The sequence below is a fragment of the Flavobacterium phragmitis genome, from assembly GCF_900112575.1.
GTDB classification, from domain to species: domain Bacteria; phylum Bacteroidota; class Bacteroidia; order Flavobacteriales; family Flavobacteriaceae; genus Flavobacterium; species Flavobacterium phragmitis.
The window spans coordinates 584,013-602,140 of record NZ_FOMH01000001.1; the positions used below are offsets into that span (position 1 = coordinate 584,013).

General features: G+C 33.2%; 15 protein-coding genes. 7 read left to right on the forward strand and 8 right to left on the reverse strand.

Annotated features, from left to right (window positions below):
- The first annotated feature begins 249 nt into the window (after positions 1-249).
- The 4 genes from BM289_RS02660 (at position 250) to BM289_RS02675 (ending at position 4,927) form a co-directional block, all read left to right on the forward strand.
- Positions 250-2,721 (forward strand): bifunctional UDP-N-acetylmuramoyl-tripeptide:D-alanyl-D-alanine ligase/alanine racemase, encoded by a 2,472-nt coding sequence (locus BM289_RS02660; protein WP_091490637.1) that lies wholly within the window; start codon positions 250-252, stop codon positions 2,719-2,721.
- 68 nt (positions 2,722-2,789) lie between these two features.
- Positions 2,790-3,170 (forward strand): large conductance mechanosensitive channel protein MscL, encoded by a 381-nt coding sequence (mscL, locus tag BM289_RS02665; protein WP_091490638.1) that lies wholly within the window; start codon positions 2,790-2,792, stop codon positions 3,168-3,170.
- Between the two features lie 175 nt (positions 3,171-3,345).
- Entirely contained in the window at positions 3,346-4,335 is a 990-nt protein-coding gene (locus tag BM289_RS02670) for an aspartate-semialdehyde dehydrogenase (protein ID WP_091490639.1), read from the forward strand.
- Positions 4,336-4,525: 190 nt separating this feature from the next.
- Entirely contained in the window at positions 4,526-4,927 is a 402-nt protein-coding gene (locus tag BM289_RS02675; protein WP_091490640.1) for an SMI1/KNR4 family protein, read from the forward strand.
- A 108-nt stretch (positions 4,928-5,035) separates the two neighbouring features.
- Here BM289_RS02675 and BM289_RS02680 read toward each other — a convergent pair whose 3' ends face one another.
- The 3 genes from BM289_RS02680 to BM289_RS02690 all read right to left on the reverse strand — a co-directional run bounded on the left by BM289_RS02680 (position 5,036) and on the right by BM289_RS02690 (position 6,994).
- A complete protein-coding gene (locus tag BM289_RS02680) occupies positions 5,036-5,353 on the reverse strand; it encodes a 2Fe-2S iron-sulfur cluster-binding family protein (RefSeq protein WP_091490641.1) in 318 nt (105 codons plus the stop codon).
- 195 nt (positions 5,354-5,548) lie between these two features.
- The gene (locus BM289_RS02685) at positions 5,549-5,788 is read right to left on the reverse strand and encodes a NifU family protein (protein ID WP_057116000.1); all 240 of its coding nucleotides are present in this window, start codon (positions 5,786-5,788) and stop codon (positions 5,549-5,551) included.
- A 75-nt stretch (positions 5,789-5,863) separates the two neighbouring features.
- Complete coding sequence (locus tag BM289_RS02690; protein WP_091490642.1) at positions 5,864-6,994, reverse strand: Mrp/NBP35 family ATP-binding protein; 1,131 nt, start codon at positions 6,992-6,994, stop codon at positions 5,864-5,866.
- 417 nt (positions 6,995-7,411) lie between these two features.
- On the opposite strand from BM289_RS02690, the gene BM289_RS02695 reads away from it, so the two are divergent.
- Positions 7,412-9,010, forward strand: coding sequence for a L,D-transpeptidase family protein (locus BM289_RS02695; RefSeq protein ID WP_091490643.1), 1,599 nt, complete (start codon positions 7,412-7,414; stop codon positions 9,008-9,010).
- Between the two features lie 171 nt (positions 9,011-9,181).
- On the opposite strand, the gene BM289_RS02700 is transcribed toward BM289_RS02695, so the two are convergent.
- From BM289_RS02700 to BM289_RS02710, 3 genes are all read right to left on the reverse strand, one after another.
- On the reverse strand, positions 9,182-11,608 hold the full coding sequence (locus tag BM289_RS02700) for an ABC transporter permease (protein WP_091490644.1): 2,427 nt from the start codon (positions 11,606-11,608) through the stop codon (positions 9,182-9,184).
- Between the two features lie 130 nt (positions 11,609-11,738).
- Positions 11,739-12,446 (reverse strand): ABC transporter ATP-binding protein, encoded by a 708-nt coding sequence (locus BM289_RS02705; RefSeq protein ID WP_091490645.1) that lies wholly within the window; start codon positions 12,444-12,446, stop codon positions 11,739-11,741.
- Between the two features lie 105 nt (positions 12,447-12,551).
- Positions 12,552-13,796: an efflux RND transporter periplasmic adaptor subunit gene (locus tag BM289_RS02710; protein ID WP_091490646.1), complete on the reverse strand. Its 1,245-nt coding sequence runs from the start codon at positions 13,794-13,796 to the stop codon at positions 12,552-12,554.
- 159 nt (positions 13,797-13,955) lie between these two features.
- On the opposite strand from BM289_RS02710, the gene BM289_RS02715 reads away from it, so the two are divergent.
- Together BM289_RS02715 and BM289_RS02720 are read left to right on the forward strand one after the other, a co-directional pair.
- The gene (locus tag BM289_RS02715) at positions 13,956-15,308 is read left to right on the forward strand and encodes a sigma-54-dependent transcriptional regulator (RefSeq protein ID WP_091490647.1); all 1,353 of its coding nucleotides are present in this window, start codon (positions 13,956-13,958) and stop codon (positions 15,306-15,308) included.
- A gap of 150 nt (positions 15,309-15,458) precedes the next feature.
- The gene (locus BM289_RS02720) at positions 15,459-16,784 is read left to right on the forward strand and encodes a sensor histidine kinase (RefSeq protein WP_091490648.1); all 1,326 of its coding nucleotides are present in this window, start codon (positions 15,459-15,461) and stop codon (positions 16,782-16,784) included.
- 223 nt (positions 16,785-17,007) lie between these two features.
- Here BM289_RS02720 and BM289_RS02725 read toward each other — a convergent pair whose 3' ends face one another.
- Positions 17,008-17,334, reverse strand: coding sequence for an MGMT family protein (locus BM289_RS02725; RefSeq protein ID WP_091490649.1), 327 nt, complete (start codon positions 17,332-17,334; stop codon positions 17,008-17,010).
- 149 nt (positions 17,335-17,483) lie between these two features.
- The gene (locus BM289_RS02730) at positions 17,484-18,122 is read right to left on the reverse strand and encodes a LysE family transporter (protein ID WP_091490650.1); all 639 of its coding nucleotides are present in this window, start codon (positions 18,120-18,122) and stop codon (positions 17,484-17,486) included.
- Positions 18,123-18,128 lie beyond the last annotated feature (6 nt).

An 18,128-nucleotide genomic window follows, 5' to 3' on the forward strand; every position in this document is an offset into this window, starting at 1 on the left:
AATTTATGGTGTAAAAACAAATATACTCAATAAATGTTTTCTGCCACGAATTACACCAATTTTCACGAACTCATTTGTAATTATTTTAACTAAAAATCAGTTTAATCCTTTATCCCACTAGCTATCAGTAGTGGCTAAGCTTCAAAAAATAATTCGTGAAAATTGGTGTAATTTGTGGCAACATTTTTAAGAAAATCACAACTCTTTTCTGTCTTTAATATCTTAATTTTGAAAAAAAGATATTTCTAAATGAGCCTAAATTTAAAAAGCCTGATTTCAGTTCTGAACGCCAAATGGGAAGGTTTGGAAACTGATGTTTTCATTGATCATATTTCGATAGACAGCCGTTCTCTTCAAAACGGATCGCAAACCTTGTTTTTTGCTTTGGCTGGCGTTAACAACAATGCTCATTTGTTTATTCCTGATTTAATAGAAAAAGGAGTTCAGAATTTTGTGGTGCAATACATTCCGGAAGGTCTGTCCGATAAAGCTAATTTTCTAGTTGTAGAAAATACACTGGATGCATTGCAGGAATTTGCAGCTTATTATAGAAATCTATTTCATTTTCCAGTTATTGGACTAACAGGAAGTAACGGAAAAACTATTGTAAAAGAATGGCTTAATTTTTTATTGAGTCCTGACTATAATATTATAAGAAGTCCTAAAAGTTACAATTCTCAGGTTGGGGTGCCACTTTCGGTAATTGCCATTAACGAAAAACATAATTTAGGGATTTTTGAAGCGGGAATTTCGACAGTTAATGAAATGATTAAACTGGAGAAAATCATCAAACCTAATATTGGAGTTCTCACAAGCATAGGCTCTGCACACGATGAAGGATTTTTAAATTTAGTGCAGAAGATCGATGAAAAATTGCTTTTGTTTAAAGACTGTCCGATCATTATTTATCAAAAAAACGACGTTGTCGATTCTTGCTTGACGCAATTTGCCGCAGAATATATGATGCATCCGCGAAAGCTTTTTTCATGGAGTTTTACCGATAAAGCGGCAGACGTTTTTATTCTGAAAAAAGAAAGTAAAAATGACCACACGTTTATTCAATATCAATATCAGAATGAAGTTTTTGATTTAGAAATCCCGTTTAGCGATTCGGCTTCTATAGAAAACGCTATTTCGTGTTTGTTGGTTTTATTGTATTTTAATTACGATCAAGCCAATATTCAAAGCCGAATTGAGATGCTTTATCCGGTTCGAATGCGTCTAGAAGTGAAAAACGGAATTAACAATTGCAGTCTAATTGATGATAGTTACAGTTCTGATTTTCAATCTCTCAAAATTGCTTTGGATTTCTTGGAGAGTCAAACAAAAAAAGGCGCCTCAAAAACGGTTATTTTATCAGATATTTTCCAAAGTGGATTTTCAAACGAAGAATTGTATTCTAAAGTAGCGCAGTTAATTACCGATAATAAAATTAATCGTGTAATTGGTATCGGAGCAACCATTTCTTCATTTGCAGCTAAATTTCCGAACAGTACAATGTTTCAAAACACAGCTGATTTTATAGAATCAGTTGAAAGTTTGAATTTTCAGAATGAAACCATCTTAATAAAAGGAGCAAGATCTTTTGAGTTTGAAGAAATTGTGTCGCTTCTAGAGGAGAAAACACACGAAACGGTTCTTGAAATCAATCTGGACGCCATTAGTCACAACTTTAATTACTTTAAATCAAAACTGGCTCCAAATGTCAAAATGATGGTAATGGTTAAGGCGTTTGGTTATGGAAATGGTGGACTTGAAATTGCTAAATTATTAGAACATCATAAAGTTGATTATTTAGGTGTGGCTTTCGCCGATGAAGGAATATCATTGAAAAATGGCGGAATAAAACTGCCAATTATGGTTTTAAATCCAGAATCAACCAGTTTTCCTTCGATTATACAATATCAGTTAGAACCTGAAATTTACAGCATAAAAGGTTTAAATGCATTTTTGAAAATTGCCCGAGAAAAGAAATTAAAAGATTTCCCAATTCATATCAAAATTGATACTGGAATGCATCGTTTGGGTTTTGAAGAAAACACGATCGAAGAATTGATTGAAACTTTAAAAGGAAACTCAACCGTTCGAGTGCAAAGTATCTTATCTCATTTGGCGACCAGCGATGATCCAAAACATTATGACTTTGTAAACAAACAAATTGCGTTGTTCGAGAAACTGTCTTCGAGATTGATAAACGAATTAAACATAAATCCAATTCGACATATTCTAAATACTTCTGGAATTAGCAATTTCCCGAATTCACAATACAATATGGTGCGTTTAGGAATTGGTTTGTACGGAGTTTCCAATGATCCGGCAGAACAGAAATATTTAGAAAATGTAGGAACTTTAAAATCAATTATTTCTCAAGTTCGCGTTATTCCGGGCGGAGATAGCGTGGGTTACGGACGCCGTTTTATGGCGCAAAAAGAAACTAAAATCGCAACGATTCCAATTGGATACGCAGACGGAATCTCAAGATTATGGGGAAATGAAGTTGGATTTGTAACCATAAAGAATCAAAAAGCACCAATTGTAGGCAGTGTCTGTATGGATATGCTGATGGTAAACGTTTCTGAAATTGACTGCAAAGAAGGAGACCCAGTAATTATTTTCGGCGAAAGCCCAACCGTTATTGAGATGGCAGAAGCTTTAAAAACAATTCCATACGAGATTATGACTAGTATTTCGCAACGAGTAAAGCGCGTATTTTTTCGATAGAGCACGGAATTTTAAGGAAAATTGCGTATTTTCGATATTCATTTAATATTCAACTAAACAGATCAAATATGGGATTTTTTTCAGAATTTAAGGCATTTGCAATGAAAGGCAACGTGGTTGACCTTGCTGTTGCAGTAATCATTGGAGCGGCTTTTGGTAAAATTGTAAGTTCATTTATCGAAGATGTAATTACACCTTTAGTACTAAAACCAGCTTTAGATGCAGCTCATTTATCAAGAATAGAAGATTTAACTGCTTTTGGTGGAGTTAAATACGGAATGTTTCTTTCGGCAGTAATTAACTTTATCATCGTAGCGTTTGTTTTGTTCCTGATTATAAAAGCTTTAAACAGTCTTAAAAAGAAAGAAGAACCAGCACCAAACCAACCTGCAGCACCAACTCAGGAAGAATTGCTTACAGAGATTAGAGATTTATTGAAAAATAAATAAAAATATAATACCGCTACACTAAGTCTAACTTAACCGCCTTCTAAAGAGGCGGTTTTTTTACAAAATGTTTGTTTTGTAACATTTTGTTATTTTTTGTGAATCACCTTGCCAAGACTTTTATTATACTTATTTTTGCCCTACAAATTAGATTAATTGATTATTTAAAAATATAAAAATGAGAATTGCAGTTGTTGGTGCTACCGGAATGGTTGGCGAAGTAATGCTTAAAGTTTTAGCGGAAAGAAATTTTCCAGTTACAGAATTAATTCCTGTTGCTTCTGAAAGATCAGTAGGAAAAGAGATTGAATATAAAGGAACAAAATATAAAGTAGTTGGTTTACAGACAGCAGTAGATATGAAAGCAGATATTGCCGTTTTCTCTGCTGGAGGAGATACTTCTTTGGAATGGGCTCCAAAATTTGCTGCTGCAGGAACTACTGTAATTGATAATTCATCTGCATGGAGAATGGATCCTACTAAAAAATTGGTAGTTCCAGAAATCAATGCTGCTGTTTTAACTAAAGAAGATAAAATCATTGCAAATCCAAACTGTTCTACAATTCAGATGGTAATGGCTTTGGCGCCTTTGCATAAAAAATACAATATCAAAAGAATCATTGTTTCTACTTACCAATCAATCACTGGAACTGGTGTAAAAGCGGTAAAACAATTAGAAAATGAGTACGCAGGAGTTCAAGGTGATATGGCTTACAAATATCCAATTCACAGAAATGCAATTCCTCACTGCGACAGTTTTGAAGATAACGGATACACTAAAGAAGAAATGAAGTTAGTTCGTGAAACTCAAAAAATTCTTGCTGATAACACGATTAGAGTTACGGCTACAGCGGTTCGTGTTCCTGTTGTAGGTGGACATAGCGAAGCAGTAAATGTTGAGTTTACAAATGATTTTGATGTAAACGAAGTTCGCGAAATCTTACACCATACAGACGGTGTAACGGTACAAGATAATTTAGATACCTTTACTTATCCAATGCCATTATATGCTGAAGGTAAAAATGATGTTTTTGTTGGAAGAATCCGTCGTGACGAAAGCCAGCCAAATACTTTAAACATGTGGATTGTTGCTGATAACTTAAGAAAAGGTGCTGCTACAAACACGATTCAAATCGCTGAGTATTTAATTCAAGCTGGTTTGGTATAATCTGAGAGATTAAATAAAATTGTTATAAAGAGAAAACCGTAATTGCAGTAGTGTGATTACGGTTTTTTTGATTAATTATAGTTGTATAATTTTACAAGGAACCCGACAGGTTTTCAAAACCTGTTGGGTTTAACAATGTGGTTAATCAATTTAAGGTTACTTTTGTTAGATTAATATAAATTGAAAATTTATGCCGTTTCCAGTAGATGCCAAATACATAATTGAAACCGAAGAACAATTAGAGGTTCAATTTCCGCTTTTATTCAAAGAAAAAATGATAAAGGAGAATGGAGGAGAGGCTGCAACAGAATATGATGATTGGAATTTATATCCGTTTTTTGATCAAAGCGATAAAAAGAGAATCAGCAGAACCTGTAATCATATTGTTTTAGAAACCAAGCAAGCGAGAAAATGGAATAATTTTCCGTTAAATGCAATTGCTATTGCAAGTAATGGCTGTGGTGATCAATTAGTTCTTATCCCACTCGATAATGATAACGAAAAACTAAGTGAAGTAATTTACTTTTGGTATCATGAAACGGGAGCACTGGAGAAAGTAGCAGAAAATATCAACGAATTAATAGAGAAGTAAAGCGACTTTTCGTAAGAAACCCGACATGTAAAAATTAAAAAATTCCAAATCCCAATAACGTCAAGTCGTTTTGGGATTTGGAATTTTAATATATTGGAATTTTATATTTTAATATTCTGGAGCCAATTCTAGTTCCAATCCTTCTAAATCTTCAGTAATTGGAATCTGACATCCTAAACGACTATTAGATTTTACATAAAATGCCTCTGAAAGCATTGCTTCTTCATCGTCTCCCATTTCTGGTAATGCAACATCATTTAGAACATAACATTGGCAGGAAGCGCACATGGCCATTCCGCCACAAGTTCCTTCAACAGGAAGTTCGTATGCTTTGCATAACTCCATTATATTCATTGCCATATCAGTAGGAGCCTGTAATTCGTGTATAACTCCTTCTCGATCTTTAATCTTTATTAATACATCCATTTTTTAGTATTGGAATTTTATTTTTAGAATTTGAAAACGTGTTCAAATTCTTATAATTAATTTTAACTTTTCGATTTCTGTTTTTGGCTTATTATAATGCAATATCAATGAAAAAGACTTTCGGGAGCATTAATTCTAAATGCCAGAATTTTTATCTAAATGCGGAAAACATAAAGTCGAAAACAATTAAATTGTTTACATGATATTTACCACAGTTTCAATTTGTGGTGCATATTTTTTTATTGTTGTTTCAACTCCGGCTTTCAAAGTCATTTGATTAACGCTGCAGCTAATGCAAGCTCCTTCTAAGCGAACTTTTACATGTTTATCATCTTCGATAGAAATCAATGAAATATCTCCACCATCCGATTTTAAAAATGGTCTTATCTCGTCTAAGGCCAATAAAACATTATTTGTTAATTCTTCTGTTGTCATAATTAATGTGTCAATTGTGAAAATGTGTCAATAAGATAATTATCTCCTTGACGTATTATCTCATTATCTAATTATTTAATTTTTTTTAACTGCTGAACAACCCGCCATGGTTGTAATTTTAATGGCTTCAGTCGCTGGTAAACTTTCGTTTCTGTTTACGGTTTCCTGTACCACATTACGAGTAATTTCTTCAAATACTTTTTCTATTGGCGAAGCAGTCTGTAATGCAGCCGGACGGCCATAATCTCCAGCCTCACGAATAGATTGTACAATTGGAACTTCTCCTAAAAATGGAACTTCTAAATCTTGAGCAAGGTTTTTAGCACCTTCTTGTCCAAAGATATAATATTTATTTTCAGGTAATTCTTCTGGCGTAAAATAAGCCATGTTTTCAATAATTCCTAAAACAGGAACATTGATATTGTCTTGCATAAACATTGCCACTCCTTTTTTAGCATCTGCTAAAGCTACGGCTTGCGGCGTACTTACTACAACAGCTCCAGTAATAGGAAGAGACTGCATAATAGATAAGTGAATATCTCCAGTTCCAGGAGGTAAATCAAGAAGCATGAAATCTAATTCTCCCCAATCTGCATCAAAAATCATTTGGTTTAATGCTTTTGCTGCCATTGGTCCTCTCCAGATTACAGCCTGACTTGGAGCAGTAAAGAATCCGATAGAAAGCATTTTGATTTCGTAGCTTTCAATAGGTTTCATTTTTGATTTTCCGTCAACTGTAGTAGAAACGGGTTTTTCGTTTTCAACATCGAACATAATCGGCATTGAAGGACCGTAGATATCAGCATCTAAAACACCAACTTTGAAGCCCATTTTTGCAAGCGTTACCGCTAAATTTGCTGTTACAGTAGATTTTCCTACTCCACCTTTTCCAGAAGCAACAGCAATAATATTTTTGATTCCAGGAATTGCACGACCTTTGATTTCAGGTTTCTCTGGAGATTCTACTTTAATATTTACTTTAACTTTCGCATCAGGAGATATTAATTCGTGAATTGTTTTCTTAATATCGTCTTCTGCTCTTTTTTTGATGTGCATTGCAGGAGTATGCAATACAAGGTCAACAACAGCTTCATCGCCAAAAGTAATCACATTGGTTACAGCGCCGCTTTCAACCATATTTTTTCCTTCTCCAGCAATAGTAATGGTTTCTAATGCTTTCAGAATTTCTTTTCTATCTAGTTTCATTGTAATGGGCTATTTTTCTATTCTTGGAAACCAGTTTTTAAAGATTATACTTGTTTAAACCGAATTCAGGGTGCAAAGATAACAGATTAAGTTCGGAATTAAGCGATTTTGAATTGTAATTATTGATATAGAGATTATTCAAAATTATGTTAGAATGTTTTTTGAGGCATTTTTACCATACAATGGTTCTCTAAAAACTCAATTCTAACAAATTTAGATCTAAAAGTGTATTTATATTTTTGTCTAAATTTTCTTCTTTTTTAAAAGAGATTCTCAGAAAACTTCGCTATATTTGAGTACCCAAATCAATGATTTCCAGTTATTAAAAAAGTATATGAAAACTTATTTTTCAGGAATTTTTATTGGGTTTTCTGTATTTTTTCAAAAGTTATTTTCTATCATTTAAACTTTAAAAATATGCGAAATTTTACTTTTTCTACAATCATTATTGCAGTCAGCTTTTTTGCATTTTCATTTTATTCATTTCCAGCCAAGACAAAAAGCAAAGAGGCTTCAATAAACACTAAATATGTCGCTGCAATTACTATCGATGCAGCATCGATAAACGCTTTCTTTAAAAAATATCCCAAACTCAAAAAATACCAGAAAGACGTTGAGGATCTTTACAAAACCAAGCAGTATAAATCGATTTGGTATGATGATAAAAACATCACTGAATTTGGAGCATTATTGTATCAGAAAGTAAATGTGCTCAAAGATCAGGGAATCAACAGCGAAATGCCTTACAAAGAAGTAATTGATCAAGCATTTAATGAAAGTGATAACATTGAACCGCCTCAATTGGATACCGAATTACTCTTAACCAGCATGTATATTTTTTATGCAAGCAATGTATATTCTGGTGTAGATTCCGCTACTTTAAAGAAAATAGGATGGTATTTGCCTGCTAAAAGTATTTCGTATTCTAAAATTTTAGATTCTTTACTTGTCGATACCAATCGATTAAATGAAGATGATAATCTTATGTTTAGCCAATATTATAAACTGAAAGATGCCTTAAAGAAATTCCGTAAAATTGAAACCGATAATCTTTGGCAGAAAATTACGATTGACAGTCTTAACTATAAAGACTTAAGGCCAGATGATACTGCTGTTGCTATAAAACAAATTAGAAATCGTTTGTTTGTGGAGGGAGATCTTAAACGTGATTCTCAAAGCGATGTATATGATGAAGAATTAATGGCTGGAGTTTTAAATTATAAAAAAAGATACAATCTTAAAATAAACTATGCCATAACCAGAGATCATATCAATCAGATGAATGAGCCTATAAGCAAAAGAATTAAAACCATAATGCTGAATATGGAAAGATGCCGTTGGATTCCAACTAATTTAGCTAAAGCACAAGAATATGTAATGGTTAATATTCCGTCGTTTAGAATGTTTTATGTAAAAGATGGAAAGTATGCACTTGTTTCGGATATTTTTGTAGGGAACAGACTCAGTGAAACCGTAATATTTAGCGGTATGATGGATAGAATTGTTTTCAGTCCATATTGGTATGTGCCAAACAGTATTATTCAAAACGAATTGAAGCTTCAGATTGCAAGAGATAAAAATTATCTGGCAGATCATAATATGGAATGGAACGGGGGGAAAGTAAGACAGAAACCAGGTCCTAAAAACTCCTTAGGATTGGTGAAATTTATGTTCCCAAATCCAAATGATATTTACATGCACGATACCCCTGCAAAAAGTTTGTTCGAATTTGAAAACCGTACCTTTAGTCATGGTTGTATTAATGTAAAAGAAGCAAAAAATCTGGCATTGGCTATTTTAAAAGACGATCCAGACTGGCCCGTTGATAAAATTGATAAAGCGATGAGCGGCGAAAAAGAAACAACCTGTATGCTCAAACGTAAAATTCCGGTTTACATAGGATATTTTACAGCCTGGGTTCAGGATAATGGCGAAATAAACTTTTTCCCTGATGTGTACAGTCGTGATGAAAGTCTGGATAAACTGCTTTATTCTGATTCTGTAACCATGAAATAACACCTAGTAGGTAATTTTTTGTTCGAAAACATTTCGGTGTTATACCGATATAGCATGAAAATAGGCCAATTTTTTATTGGGCTATATTGAATGCATAATCGGTATAAAATAAAAAACCCGGCAGATTTAAAAATACAATCTGTCGGGTTCTAAAAAAAATGGTCTACAAGCTTATTCGTATTTTAAATATTTTAAAACGTCTATTTTGGTTACCTGAAAAGCTTTTGTTAAAACAATTATTAATGTTAAGAACAAAAGAGAGATCAGTGCAATACCAAAAGGAACGGACGATATTCCAATTCTAAAAGCAAAATCTTCAAGCCATTTTTGTAATAAGATGTAAGCAGGAACAATTCCAATTCCAAAGCCTATTAAACAAAAAACAATATATTGTTTTGATAATTCTTTTAATAAAACATCAGTTTCTGCTCCTAATGTTTTTCTAATGGCGATTTCTTTTAGTCTTCTCTCCATCGAAAATGATGCCAAAGCGAACAAACCAAAGATTGCAATTACAATTACGACCAAATTTAAGATAAAAAACAGGTTTTTCTGCTTTACTTGTTCCGCATAAGTTTTTGCAAATCCTTTGTTAACAAATTCGTAATCAAATGGATAGTCCGGGTTTACGTTTTTCTCCCAATATAATTTCAATTTTTCTAACGTTTCTGTTAAATTATTTGGAGAAACCTTTGCATAGACATTTTGAAAGTTATTCCATTTCAAGGCTTTCATGTTTAGGAAGACCATTTGAGGTACTTTATTTTGTAATCCGGTAATGTTAAAATCTTTGACGATTCCAACAATTTTAAACTTCATATTTCCTTTTTCATTACCCCAACCCGATGTTATAACAGTGTTGATAGGGTTTTTAAGACCTAATGTTTTAGCAAGAGTTTCATTGATCAGCCAATTATCTATTGTGTCTGAGGCAAATTTTGGAGACAAATCCCGTCCTTCCACAACTTTGATTTTCATCATGTCCAAAAAGCCAAAATCCATATCTACATTTCGTGGTTGCACGAAAACGCCATTATGCGTAAAACCGGAGCTTGAATTGGTACCGTTTCCAAATGTACCTGCAAAAGTAGAAACCTGCTGAACTCCTGGTATCTTAAGGATTTCCTGTTTTGTAGTTTCGTATTTTTGTCCTTTTGTTTTGTAATCCTGATAATTGAACGGAATACGAATTACCTGATCGCCATTAAACCCAAGATCTTTGTTCATCATATAATCTACCTGAGAATTGACAATCAAGGCTCCAATGATGAAAAAGGCTGCAATTCCAAATTGAAAAATAAGCATCGAATTTCGAATCCAGATTCCGCTTTTACTTCTGGAGAAATTACCTTTTAAAACTTTTAAAGTTTCAAAATTGGAGATATAAATAGCTGGAAAAATACCTGCAAGAATGATTACTAATCCAAAAATCAAAATGAGTTGCAGGTAAAATTCAGCACCATTAATAGTTAGATTCTTTTTCAGGAAAGCATTATAAAATGGTAACGACAGTTCAACAATTGCCAAAGCAAACAAAATAGCAAGCGTTACAATTATCGCTGTTTCAAATATGAATTGGGCAATAATTTGCTTTTTAGAAGCGCCTACAATCTTACGAACTCCTACTTCTTTAGCACGCTTTATAGCTGAAGCCGTTGCCAGATTGATATAATTAACCAAAGACAGAATCAAAATTAAAAGAGATAAACCTGCCATGATATAAAGAAGCTTTAAATTTCCTGTTCCTTCAGGAGATGCCGATCCGGAAGATTTTGTACCATATAAATAGCGTGTTTTTAACTGATCCAGAATAATTTGTATCTCTCCATTTTCTTTTACATACTGCTCAACAGTCTGCCCACTAGCTTTCGCATCTTTTAAAGTTCTGTTTACAAAATTGACATTATGCATTTTCTTTAAGACCGTGGCGATATCGGCGCCTTTTTTGGTTTTAATCATCAATCCATAATTGAAATTTCCCCATTGATTAGCATCATTTTCGCGAATAATACCACCAAAAACGTAATTTGGTTCGACAGAAGAAGGTCTTATAATATGATAAACTGCTTTTATAGTATAAGGCTTATCGTTGTAAGTAATAGATTTTCCTATTGGATCTTCCTCTCCAAAAAGTAATTTTGCTTGTTCTTCAGAAATTGCCGCACTGTTTTTTTCTTTAAGAATATCCTTTTTTGCACCTTTAATGATAGGGAAAGGATAAAAATCAAAAAAGTTGTTATCGGTTACGGTTATTTTTTTATCAATCAGTTTTTTGTTCTGATATTTTATAACCGATTCGTTATACCAGTCATTTACAAAGCAAATTTGCTCAATTTCTGGTATTGTTGCCGCACAGGTTTGCCCAAAAGGAATTGAACTTGTTGTCCACGTATCGCCCGTTATTCCTATTTTGTTAAGAACCTGATAGACATTTTCTTTTTCAGGATTCCATTGATTGTACGCGTGTTCGTTATTCCAGTATAAAATGGCGAAAATGACACCGGAAATTCCGATACTTAATCCTAAGACATTTAAAAACGAAAACAATTTGCTTTGTTTCAAATGATAAATAAATATTTTAAACCAGTTAAAAATCATTTTGTTGTATATTTTTATAGTTGATATGGTTGTTTTTGTAAATCTTTCGATTTAGATCATTGTAAATATTTTGCAAACTAATTCTACCAGAACTACGAGTGCTGTAACGATAATTTTGATCATCATTTTATTATTTAGCGTCCATAAAAACATCAACATTACGTTGATTTAACTTTTCAGAAAATATAACTCCGTCTTTCATATGAATGGTTCTTTGCGAAAAAGAAGCATCATAATCAGAGTGGGTAACCATCAATATTGTAGCGCCTTTAGCATGTAAATCGGTTAGGAGTTCCATTACCTCGTTACCATTTTTACTATCCAAATTTCCTGTTGGCTCATCGGCAAGGATAATTTTTGGGTCATTTACGAGAGCTCTCGCAACGGCAACTCTTTGCTGTTGTCCTCCTGAAAGCTGTTGCGGAAAATGTCTCAAACGATGAGAAATGTTTAGTTTTTCTGCAATGGCTTCGATTTTTTGTCTTCTTTCAGAAGCTTTTACATTGTTATAAAGCAGAGGTAATTCGATATTATCGTAAACCGAAAGCTCATCGATTAAGTTGAAGTTTTGAAAAATGAAACCGATGTTTTCTTTTCTCACTTTGGCTCTTCCTTTTTCTTTTAAACCAATCATTTCCTGATCTAGTAGTTTATAACTTCCGTCATTTGCACTGTCTAAAAGTCCGATAATATTTAATAAAGTCGATTTTCCACAGCCTGAAGGTCCCATGATAGTTAAAAAATCTCCCTTTTTTATTTCTAAATTAATACCGCTCAATGCAGCAGTTTCTATTTCTTCTGTTCTAAAAACTTTGGTTAAATTCTGAATTGTGATCATAATTTTTTAAGGTTTTGAATTGTTATTAAAATCGTTTTTTGATTGATGATTGATGCCGTTCCTGCAAGGTTTTTAAAATCTTGTAGGTATTTGTTTTTTTTTGTGTTATTGTTTCTGAAGCGAAAGCTCTTCAATGTCTTTATAATCCGAGTAAGAAGAAGTAATAACAGATTCGCCTTCTTTTAGACCTTCCAAAACTTCATAATAAGATGGGTTTTCGCGTCCTAGTTTGATGTTTCTTCTTTCGGCTTTGTCTCCTTTTACTACAAAAATCCATTTTCCTGCAGCTTCCTGATTAAAACTTCCTTTTGGGATTACTAATGTTTTATTCTTTTCGGATAAAATCAGTTTTACGCCAAAACTAAGTCCGTCCTGTAATACAATTTTTTCTTTTGAGGTAAATACCAATTCGACTGTAAAGTGTCCGTTTTTTACTTCCGGAATTACTTTGGTAACCAAAACTTCAAGATTTTGACCTTTAAATTCAACCTGACCTTTAAGGCCTTCTCTGATTTTTTCCAGATAAAATTCATCAACATCAGCAGAAAGTTTGTAACCTTTTTTAGAATCGATTTTCCCGATGCTTTGACCTGCCTGAAAGTTTTGACCTAGAACAGCTTCAAAAGAAGTAAGTCTTCCCGTTTCTGGTGCTGTAATCAAGAAATTCTTTTTGTTGTTTCTAAGGATTTCCAGACTTTTTTCCATGGTCTGAATGGAACGGTTGATTTGAGAAATCTGAACCTGATTACTTTGTTTTTCTTTTTGAATGCTTTGCTGAATGGTCTTTTTACGTTCTTCCTGAAAACGAAGACTTTCTTTAAAAGTATTCCAGTCGTTTTTCGAAATCACGTCTTTGGCAAACAATTTAGCGTTTACGTCGTATAATCTTTTAGCGTCGTTATAATCATGTTCGATTAGAACAAAATCTTTGGTTAAGTTTAATTCTTGGTTTCTGATATTTAGTTTTCCTGTATTTAAATTGTTGATTTGCTCAATAATAGCGGTTTCTTGAGTTAAGTAATTCAATTCTGTATTTGGATTATATAAACGGGCAAGAGATTGTCCTTTGGTCACCATTGCACCATTTTCTACAAAAATTTCTTTTACAGAACCGCCTTCGGTAACGTTTACCAGCATTACGTTTAATGGCTCAACTTTTGCCTGAAAAACAACGAAATCTTCAAAAAAGGCTTTTTCTGCTTTTTGGATAGTGATTTCCTCTGTTTTTACATTTAAAGTTCGTTTGGTATTAAATGCAAAAACGACGATAACCACCAAAACTAAAAAAACAGCAATTGCTATTGTGAGATATCTAAATTTTTTATTTTTACGAGGAATTATCTTGTCCATTTTTTTAATATTTTACTGATAATCAATAGGTAAATACTGTGCCATAAAATTTATTATTTGTAAAGTATTGATTTTAAAGAGACTTCCAGAATCCCTTCAAAAAAGTAGTGTTCGATAATGAACAGTTGACCGTTCGGAAGCGGACAGAAAAAAAATCTTATGCGTAAAAAACAAGCCCAAATATTAATTGTTGACGATCAGGAAGAAATTCTTTTTTCGGCAAAAATGATTCTCAAAAAGCATTTTGAAACGATTTTTACAGAAAACAATCCTAAAAAAATCATTTCCATTTTAGCCGAAAATGAAATAAATGTGGTTTTGCTGGATATGAATTACCGAATTGGTTTTGAAGACGGGCGCGAAGGAATTCATTGGCTGAAAGAAATTAAAACACTTTCGCCGAATACCGTGGTAATTTTAATGACGGCTTTTGGAAAAATTGAAACTGCAGTTGAAAGTATAAAAATTGGTGCTTTTGATTATGTTTTGAAGCCTTGGCATAACGAAAAATTACTGGAAACAATTGATAAAGCGGTTACAGAAGGCAGAAAAAACATTAAAAAAACAACTGCTGAAAAAGAAGATAAAACCGAAAAGAAATATTTTGTTGGTTCTTCAGCCAAAATAAAACAAGCCTATTCTATTGCCGAAAAAGTAGCTAGAACCGATGCAAATGTTTTGATTTTGGGCGAAAACGGAACAGGGAAATATGTTTTTGCAGAATTCATTCATCAGCATTCTGAAAGAAAAAATCAGCCGTTTGTACATGTAGATTTAGGTTCTTTGAGCGATAATTTATTCGAAAGTGAACTTTTTGGATATGCCAAAGGCGCTTTTACAGATGCCAAAATAGATACTCCAGGCCGCTTTGAAAATGCTTCAAACGGAACCATTTTTTTAGATGAAATAGGAAATATTCCGTTGCATTTGCAAGCCAAATTGCTTCATGTTTTACAGACCAAAACCGTGACACGTTTGGGAGAGAGCAAACCGAGACCTTTGAATGTTCGTGTTATTGCAGCTACAAACAGTGATATCAAAACCGAAGTAAAAAATAAGACTTTCCGTGAAGATTTGCTTTATAGAATCAATACAATGGAAATTAATCTGCCTTCTTTAAGAGAAAGAAAAGATGATATTGTACCAATGGCAAATTTTATTCTGGAGCAGATTGCAGAAAAATACAATCAGGAAAATTGGTCTTTTGAAGAGAATGTGGCATCTTATCTGGAACGATATCCATGGAAAGGTAATGTTCGTGAAATGGAAAACAAAATCGAGCGTGCTTTAATTTTGGCTGAAAACAATACGATTTCTGTATTGGATTTGGATATTTTGGATTTTGAAGAAATTCAAGAAAACGACGAAAACCCTTTGTCAGAAATGGAAAAAGGTGCTATCGAAAAAGCTTTGTTCAAGCACAACGGAAACATCAGCAAAACAGCTGAAGAATTAGGTTTGTCGAGAGCTGCTTTATACCGCAGAATTGAAAAATACGATTTGAAGAATTAAGGAGAAATGAATAGCGTCCAGCTTTAGCTGGATGTAAATAGTTAAGGTAATATTCGGGGCTTTAGCCAAAATATTTAAGTTTGGCTAAAGTCTTTTTATAGTGTTAATTTTATCTCTCCAGCTAAAGCTGGAAGCAATTCAAGTAAAATAATGAAAAACTGGAAATTTTATAACGCGCTATTTGTGAGAGTTTTGTTTGTCATGGCTCTTTTTTTGTGCAGTGCTTTGTTGTTGTACAAAGGCTTTCGTTTCAATGCGCTTTTGGTAGGATTCTTTGTTTTAGTTTTTTTGTTTGAAATGTATTTTTTTGTCAAAAATCAATTGTTGTTTTATGATAAAACAATCAATTCGATACTTCACGATGATTTTTCGGCACATTTTCCAGAACAGCATAAAAAGGATAATTTCAATAGTTTGTATCAGTTATATGATACGCTTAAAATCCAAAGACAAGAACAGATCTCCAAAGAGTTAATTTATCGGTCGATTTTAAATAGTATTGACACTGCCGCTTTAATTTTGGAAAAAGAGAATGATTCCTGGTCTATTTTTATAATGAATGACTGCTTTTCAAATCTCTTTAAAGTCCCTAAAGTTGGTCATTGGAAATACCTTAAAAATTATCTTCCTGCACTTTGCAGCGAAATAGAAAATGTAGATTTTGCCGAACTTAAAAAGGCTATTTCGATTAAAATAGAAGATCAGGATTTACAGACTTTTATGCTTCAGACTTCAAGAACGCAGACTTATAATAAAGAGTATTTTATCATTCTATTGGACAGTATTCAGCGTGTTATTGAGAAAAAAGAAAAAGAGGCGTGGATTAATTTAATGAAAATCATTTCGCATGAATTAATGAATTCGCTAACGCCGATTCGTGCGCTTTCGCAGAATCTCCTTCATATCGTGGACCAAGATAAATTAGAAGAAGACGATTTTGAAGACATTAAAAGCAGTATTTCGACCATTATAAATAGAAGCGATCATTTGCAGGTTTTTGTTGAAAATTACAGAAAACTGGCCATGCTGCCAACTCCAAATAAACAAATGACGCAGATCAACGCCTTGTTTGAAGATTGCCTCCGAATCATGAATCCGATTTTAAAAGCAGAAGGAATCGAATTGATTAATGAAATCAACAGCTCTCGTTCTATTATGATAGATAAAAATCAGATGGAACAGGTAATTATTAATTTGATTACCAATAGTATTCATGCTTTAAAAGAGAAGACAGAAAAGAAATTGATTCTTTCCAGTTATACCGAAAACAATCGTTTTTTTATTGTGATTTCAGATAATGGAAGAGGGGTCGATCCTGAAATTCGTGATAAAGTCTTTCTTCCATTTTTTACGACCAGAAAAGATGGTGCCGGAATCGGGCTCACGCTCTCTAAAAACATCATTGAAGCACACGGCGGTTATTTAAGTTACCAAACCGATGCCGAAAAAACCGATTTTGTAATTTGTTTGATTTAGTGGTTTTGCCACAAAGTCACGAAGTCGCAAAGATATTTATTGTAGAGACGCACTGCAGTGCGTCTACTCAAAGTAGGTTAAAACAATAGCGATTTGATTTTTGCCCCCTCCTGCAAGGTTTCCAAAACCTTGTAGGTATCATATTTTAAAAATTAGTTTGAGAAATAGAAGAGTATAGACCTACAAGGTTTTGGAAACCTTGCAGGAAGTCATACAGAATTTTTTACGATTCAACCTCAGGCTTCCAAAAGTGTTTTTCAAAATCCACAATCTGATTATTCACGACTTTTATGCCTTCATTTTCTAATAATTGCTGCATTAAATTGGTCCCGTCAAAATGATGTTTTCCAGTCAAAAGGCCTTTTTGATTTACTACTCGGTGTGCAGGAACATCATCCATATTATGACAGGCATTCATGGCCCAGCCCACCATTCTTGCAGATCGCGCAGTTCCTAAAGCTTTTGCAATTGCACCATAAGAAGTGACTTTCCCGTAAGGGATTTGTCTTGCAATTACATAAACTCTTTCGAAAAAATTTTCCTCAGCCATAATTTTTTTGCCACAGATTTCACAGATTAAAAGGATTCTGACTTTTGGCTATTGTAGATTATTATCAAATTTAAATCTCAAATTAATGAAAAATATTTACCACAAAGTAAAAAAATCATTTTAATCTGTGAAATCTGTGGCTTATAAAATTAACCGAAATAGTAGTTTAGAATATTAAAAAGTGTTACAAGGGCAATAACTCCAGTAATACTTCCAATAATGGTATTCATGTTGCGCATTAAATAATCGGTTTTCTTTTCGATTCTTCCAAAGAAGGCTATATAACTGTATAAAGCGACAAATGAACCAAGAACTGATCCCAATACAAAAGTGAAAATGATATTGTTTTCGAAAGCAAAAAGATGATATGAAGCCAAAGTAACGCTTACTACAACATAATACGGAATCGGAAAGAAATTTAATCCAGAGAGCAGCATTCCTAAAAAGAAACGACTTTTTTTACTGCTCTTTTTAATTTTCGATTTTTTCTTGGTTTTGGGCTCTTTGGCAATAAACAAAAAATAAATCGTTAAGATTGAAAAGATTACAAAACCAACTTCTCTCAATAATGTAACAACATCTGGACGATTGTCAATTACTCGTGCAAAAAGAACCGCAACATAAACCTGAAAAAAAATAACCAAAACAGCACCAACAGCAAACCACAAAGCATTCTTTTTTCCTTCTTTTATATTTATTTTGGCTGCTGTCATGTTGATTAATCCCGGAGGAATAATCCCAATTGCGGCTGCAATAAATCCAGAAATAAAAGGAGTAAATAAGGCCATTAAATT

Excerpts from the sequence above, each read along its gene's own strand:
- BM289_RS02675 (WP_091490640.1), top strand. The coding sequence starts at position 4,526 with ATGCCGTTTCCAGTAGATGCCAAATACATAATTGAAACCGAAGAACAA.
- BM289_RS02680 (WP_091490641.1), bottom strand. The coding sequence starts at position 5,353 with ATGGATGTATTAATAAAGATTAAAGATCGAGAAGGAGTTATACACGAA.
- BM289_RS02670 (WP_091490639.1), top strand. The coding sequence starts at position 3,346 with ATGAGAATTGCAGTTGTTGGTGCTACCGGAATGGTTGGCGAAGTAATG.
- BM289_RS02705 (WP_091490645.1), bottom strand. The coding sequence starts at position 12,446 with ATGATCACAATTCAGAATTTAACCAAAGTTTTTAGAACAGAAGAAATA.
- BM289_RS02710 (WP_091490646.1), bottom strand. The coding sequence starts at position 13,796 with ATGGACAAGATAATTCCTCGTAAAAATAAAAAATTTAGATATCTCACA.
- BM289_RS02690 (WP_091490642.1), bottom strand. The coding sequence starts at position 6,994 with ATGAAACTAGATAGAAAAGAAATTCTGAAAGCATTAGAAACCATTACT.
- BM289_RS02660 (WP_091490637.1), top strand. The coding sequence starts at position 250 with ATGAGCCTAAATTTAAAAAGCCTGATTTCAGTTCTGAACGCCAAATGG.
- BM289_RS02700 (WP_091490644.1), bottom strand. The coding sequence starts at position 11,608 with ATGATTTTTAACTGGTTTAAAATATTTATTTATCATTTGAAACAAAGC.
- BM289_RS02720 (WP_091490648.1), top strand. The coding sequence starts at position 15,459 with ATGAAAAACTGGAAATTTTATAACGCGCTATTTGTGAGAGTTTTGTTT.
- BM289_RS02715 (WP_091490647.1), top strand. The coding sequence starts at position 13,956 with ATGCGTAAAAAACAAGCCCAAATATTAATTGTTGACGATCAGGAAGAA.
- mscL (WP_091490638.1), top strand. The coding sequence starts at position 2,790 with ATGGGATTTTTTTCAGAATTTAAGGCATTTGCAATGAAAGGCAACGTG.
- BM289_RS02725 (WP_091490649.1), bottom strand. The coding sequence starts at position 17,334 with ATGGCTGAGGAAAATTTTTTCGAAAGAGTTTATGTAATTGCAAGACAA.
- BM289_RS02685 (WP_057116000.1), bottom strand. The coding sequence starts at position 5,788 with ATGACAACAGAAGAATTAACAAATAATGTTTTATTGGCCTTAGACGAG.
- BM289_RS02695 (WP_091490643.1), top strand. The coding sequence starts at position 7,412 with ATGCGAAATTTTACTTTTTCTACAATCATTATTGCAGTCAGCTTTTTT.
- BM289_RS02730 (WP_091490650.1), bottom strand. The coding sequence starts at position 18,122 with ATGGCCTTATTTACTCCTTTTATTTCTGGATTTATTGCAGCCGCAATT.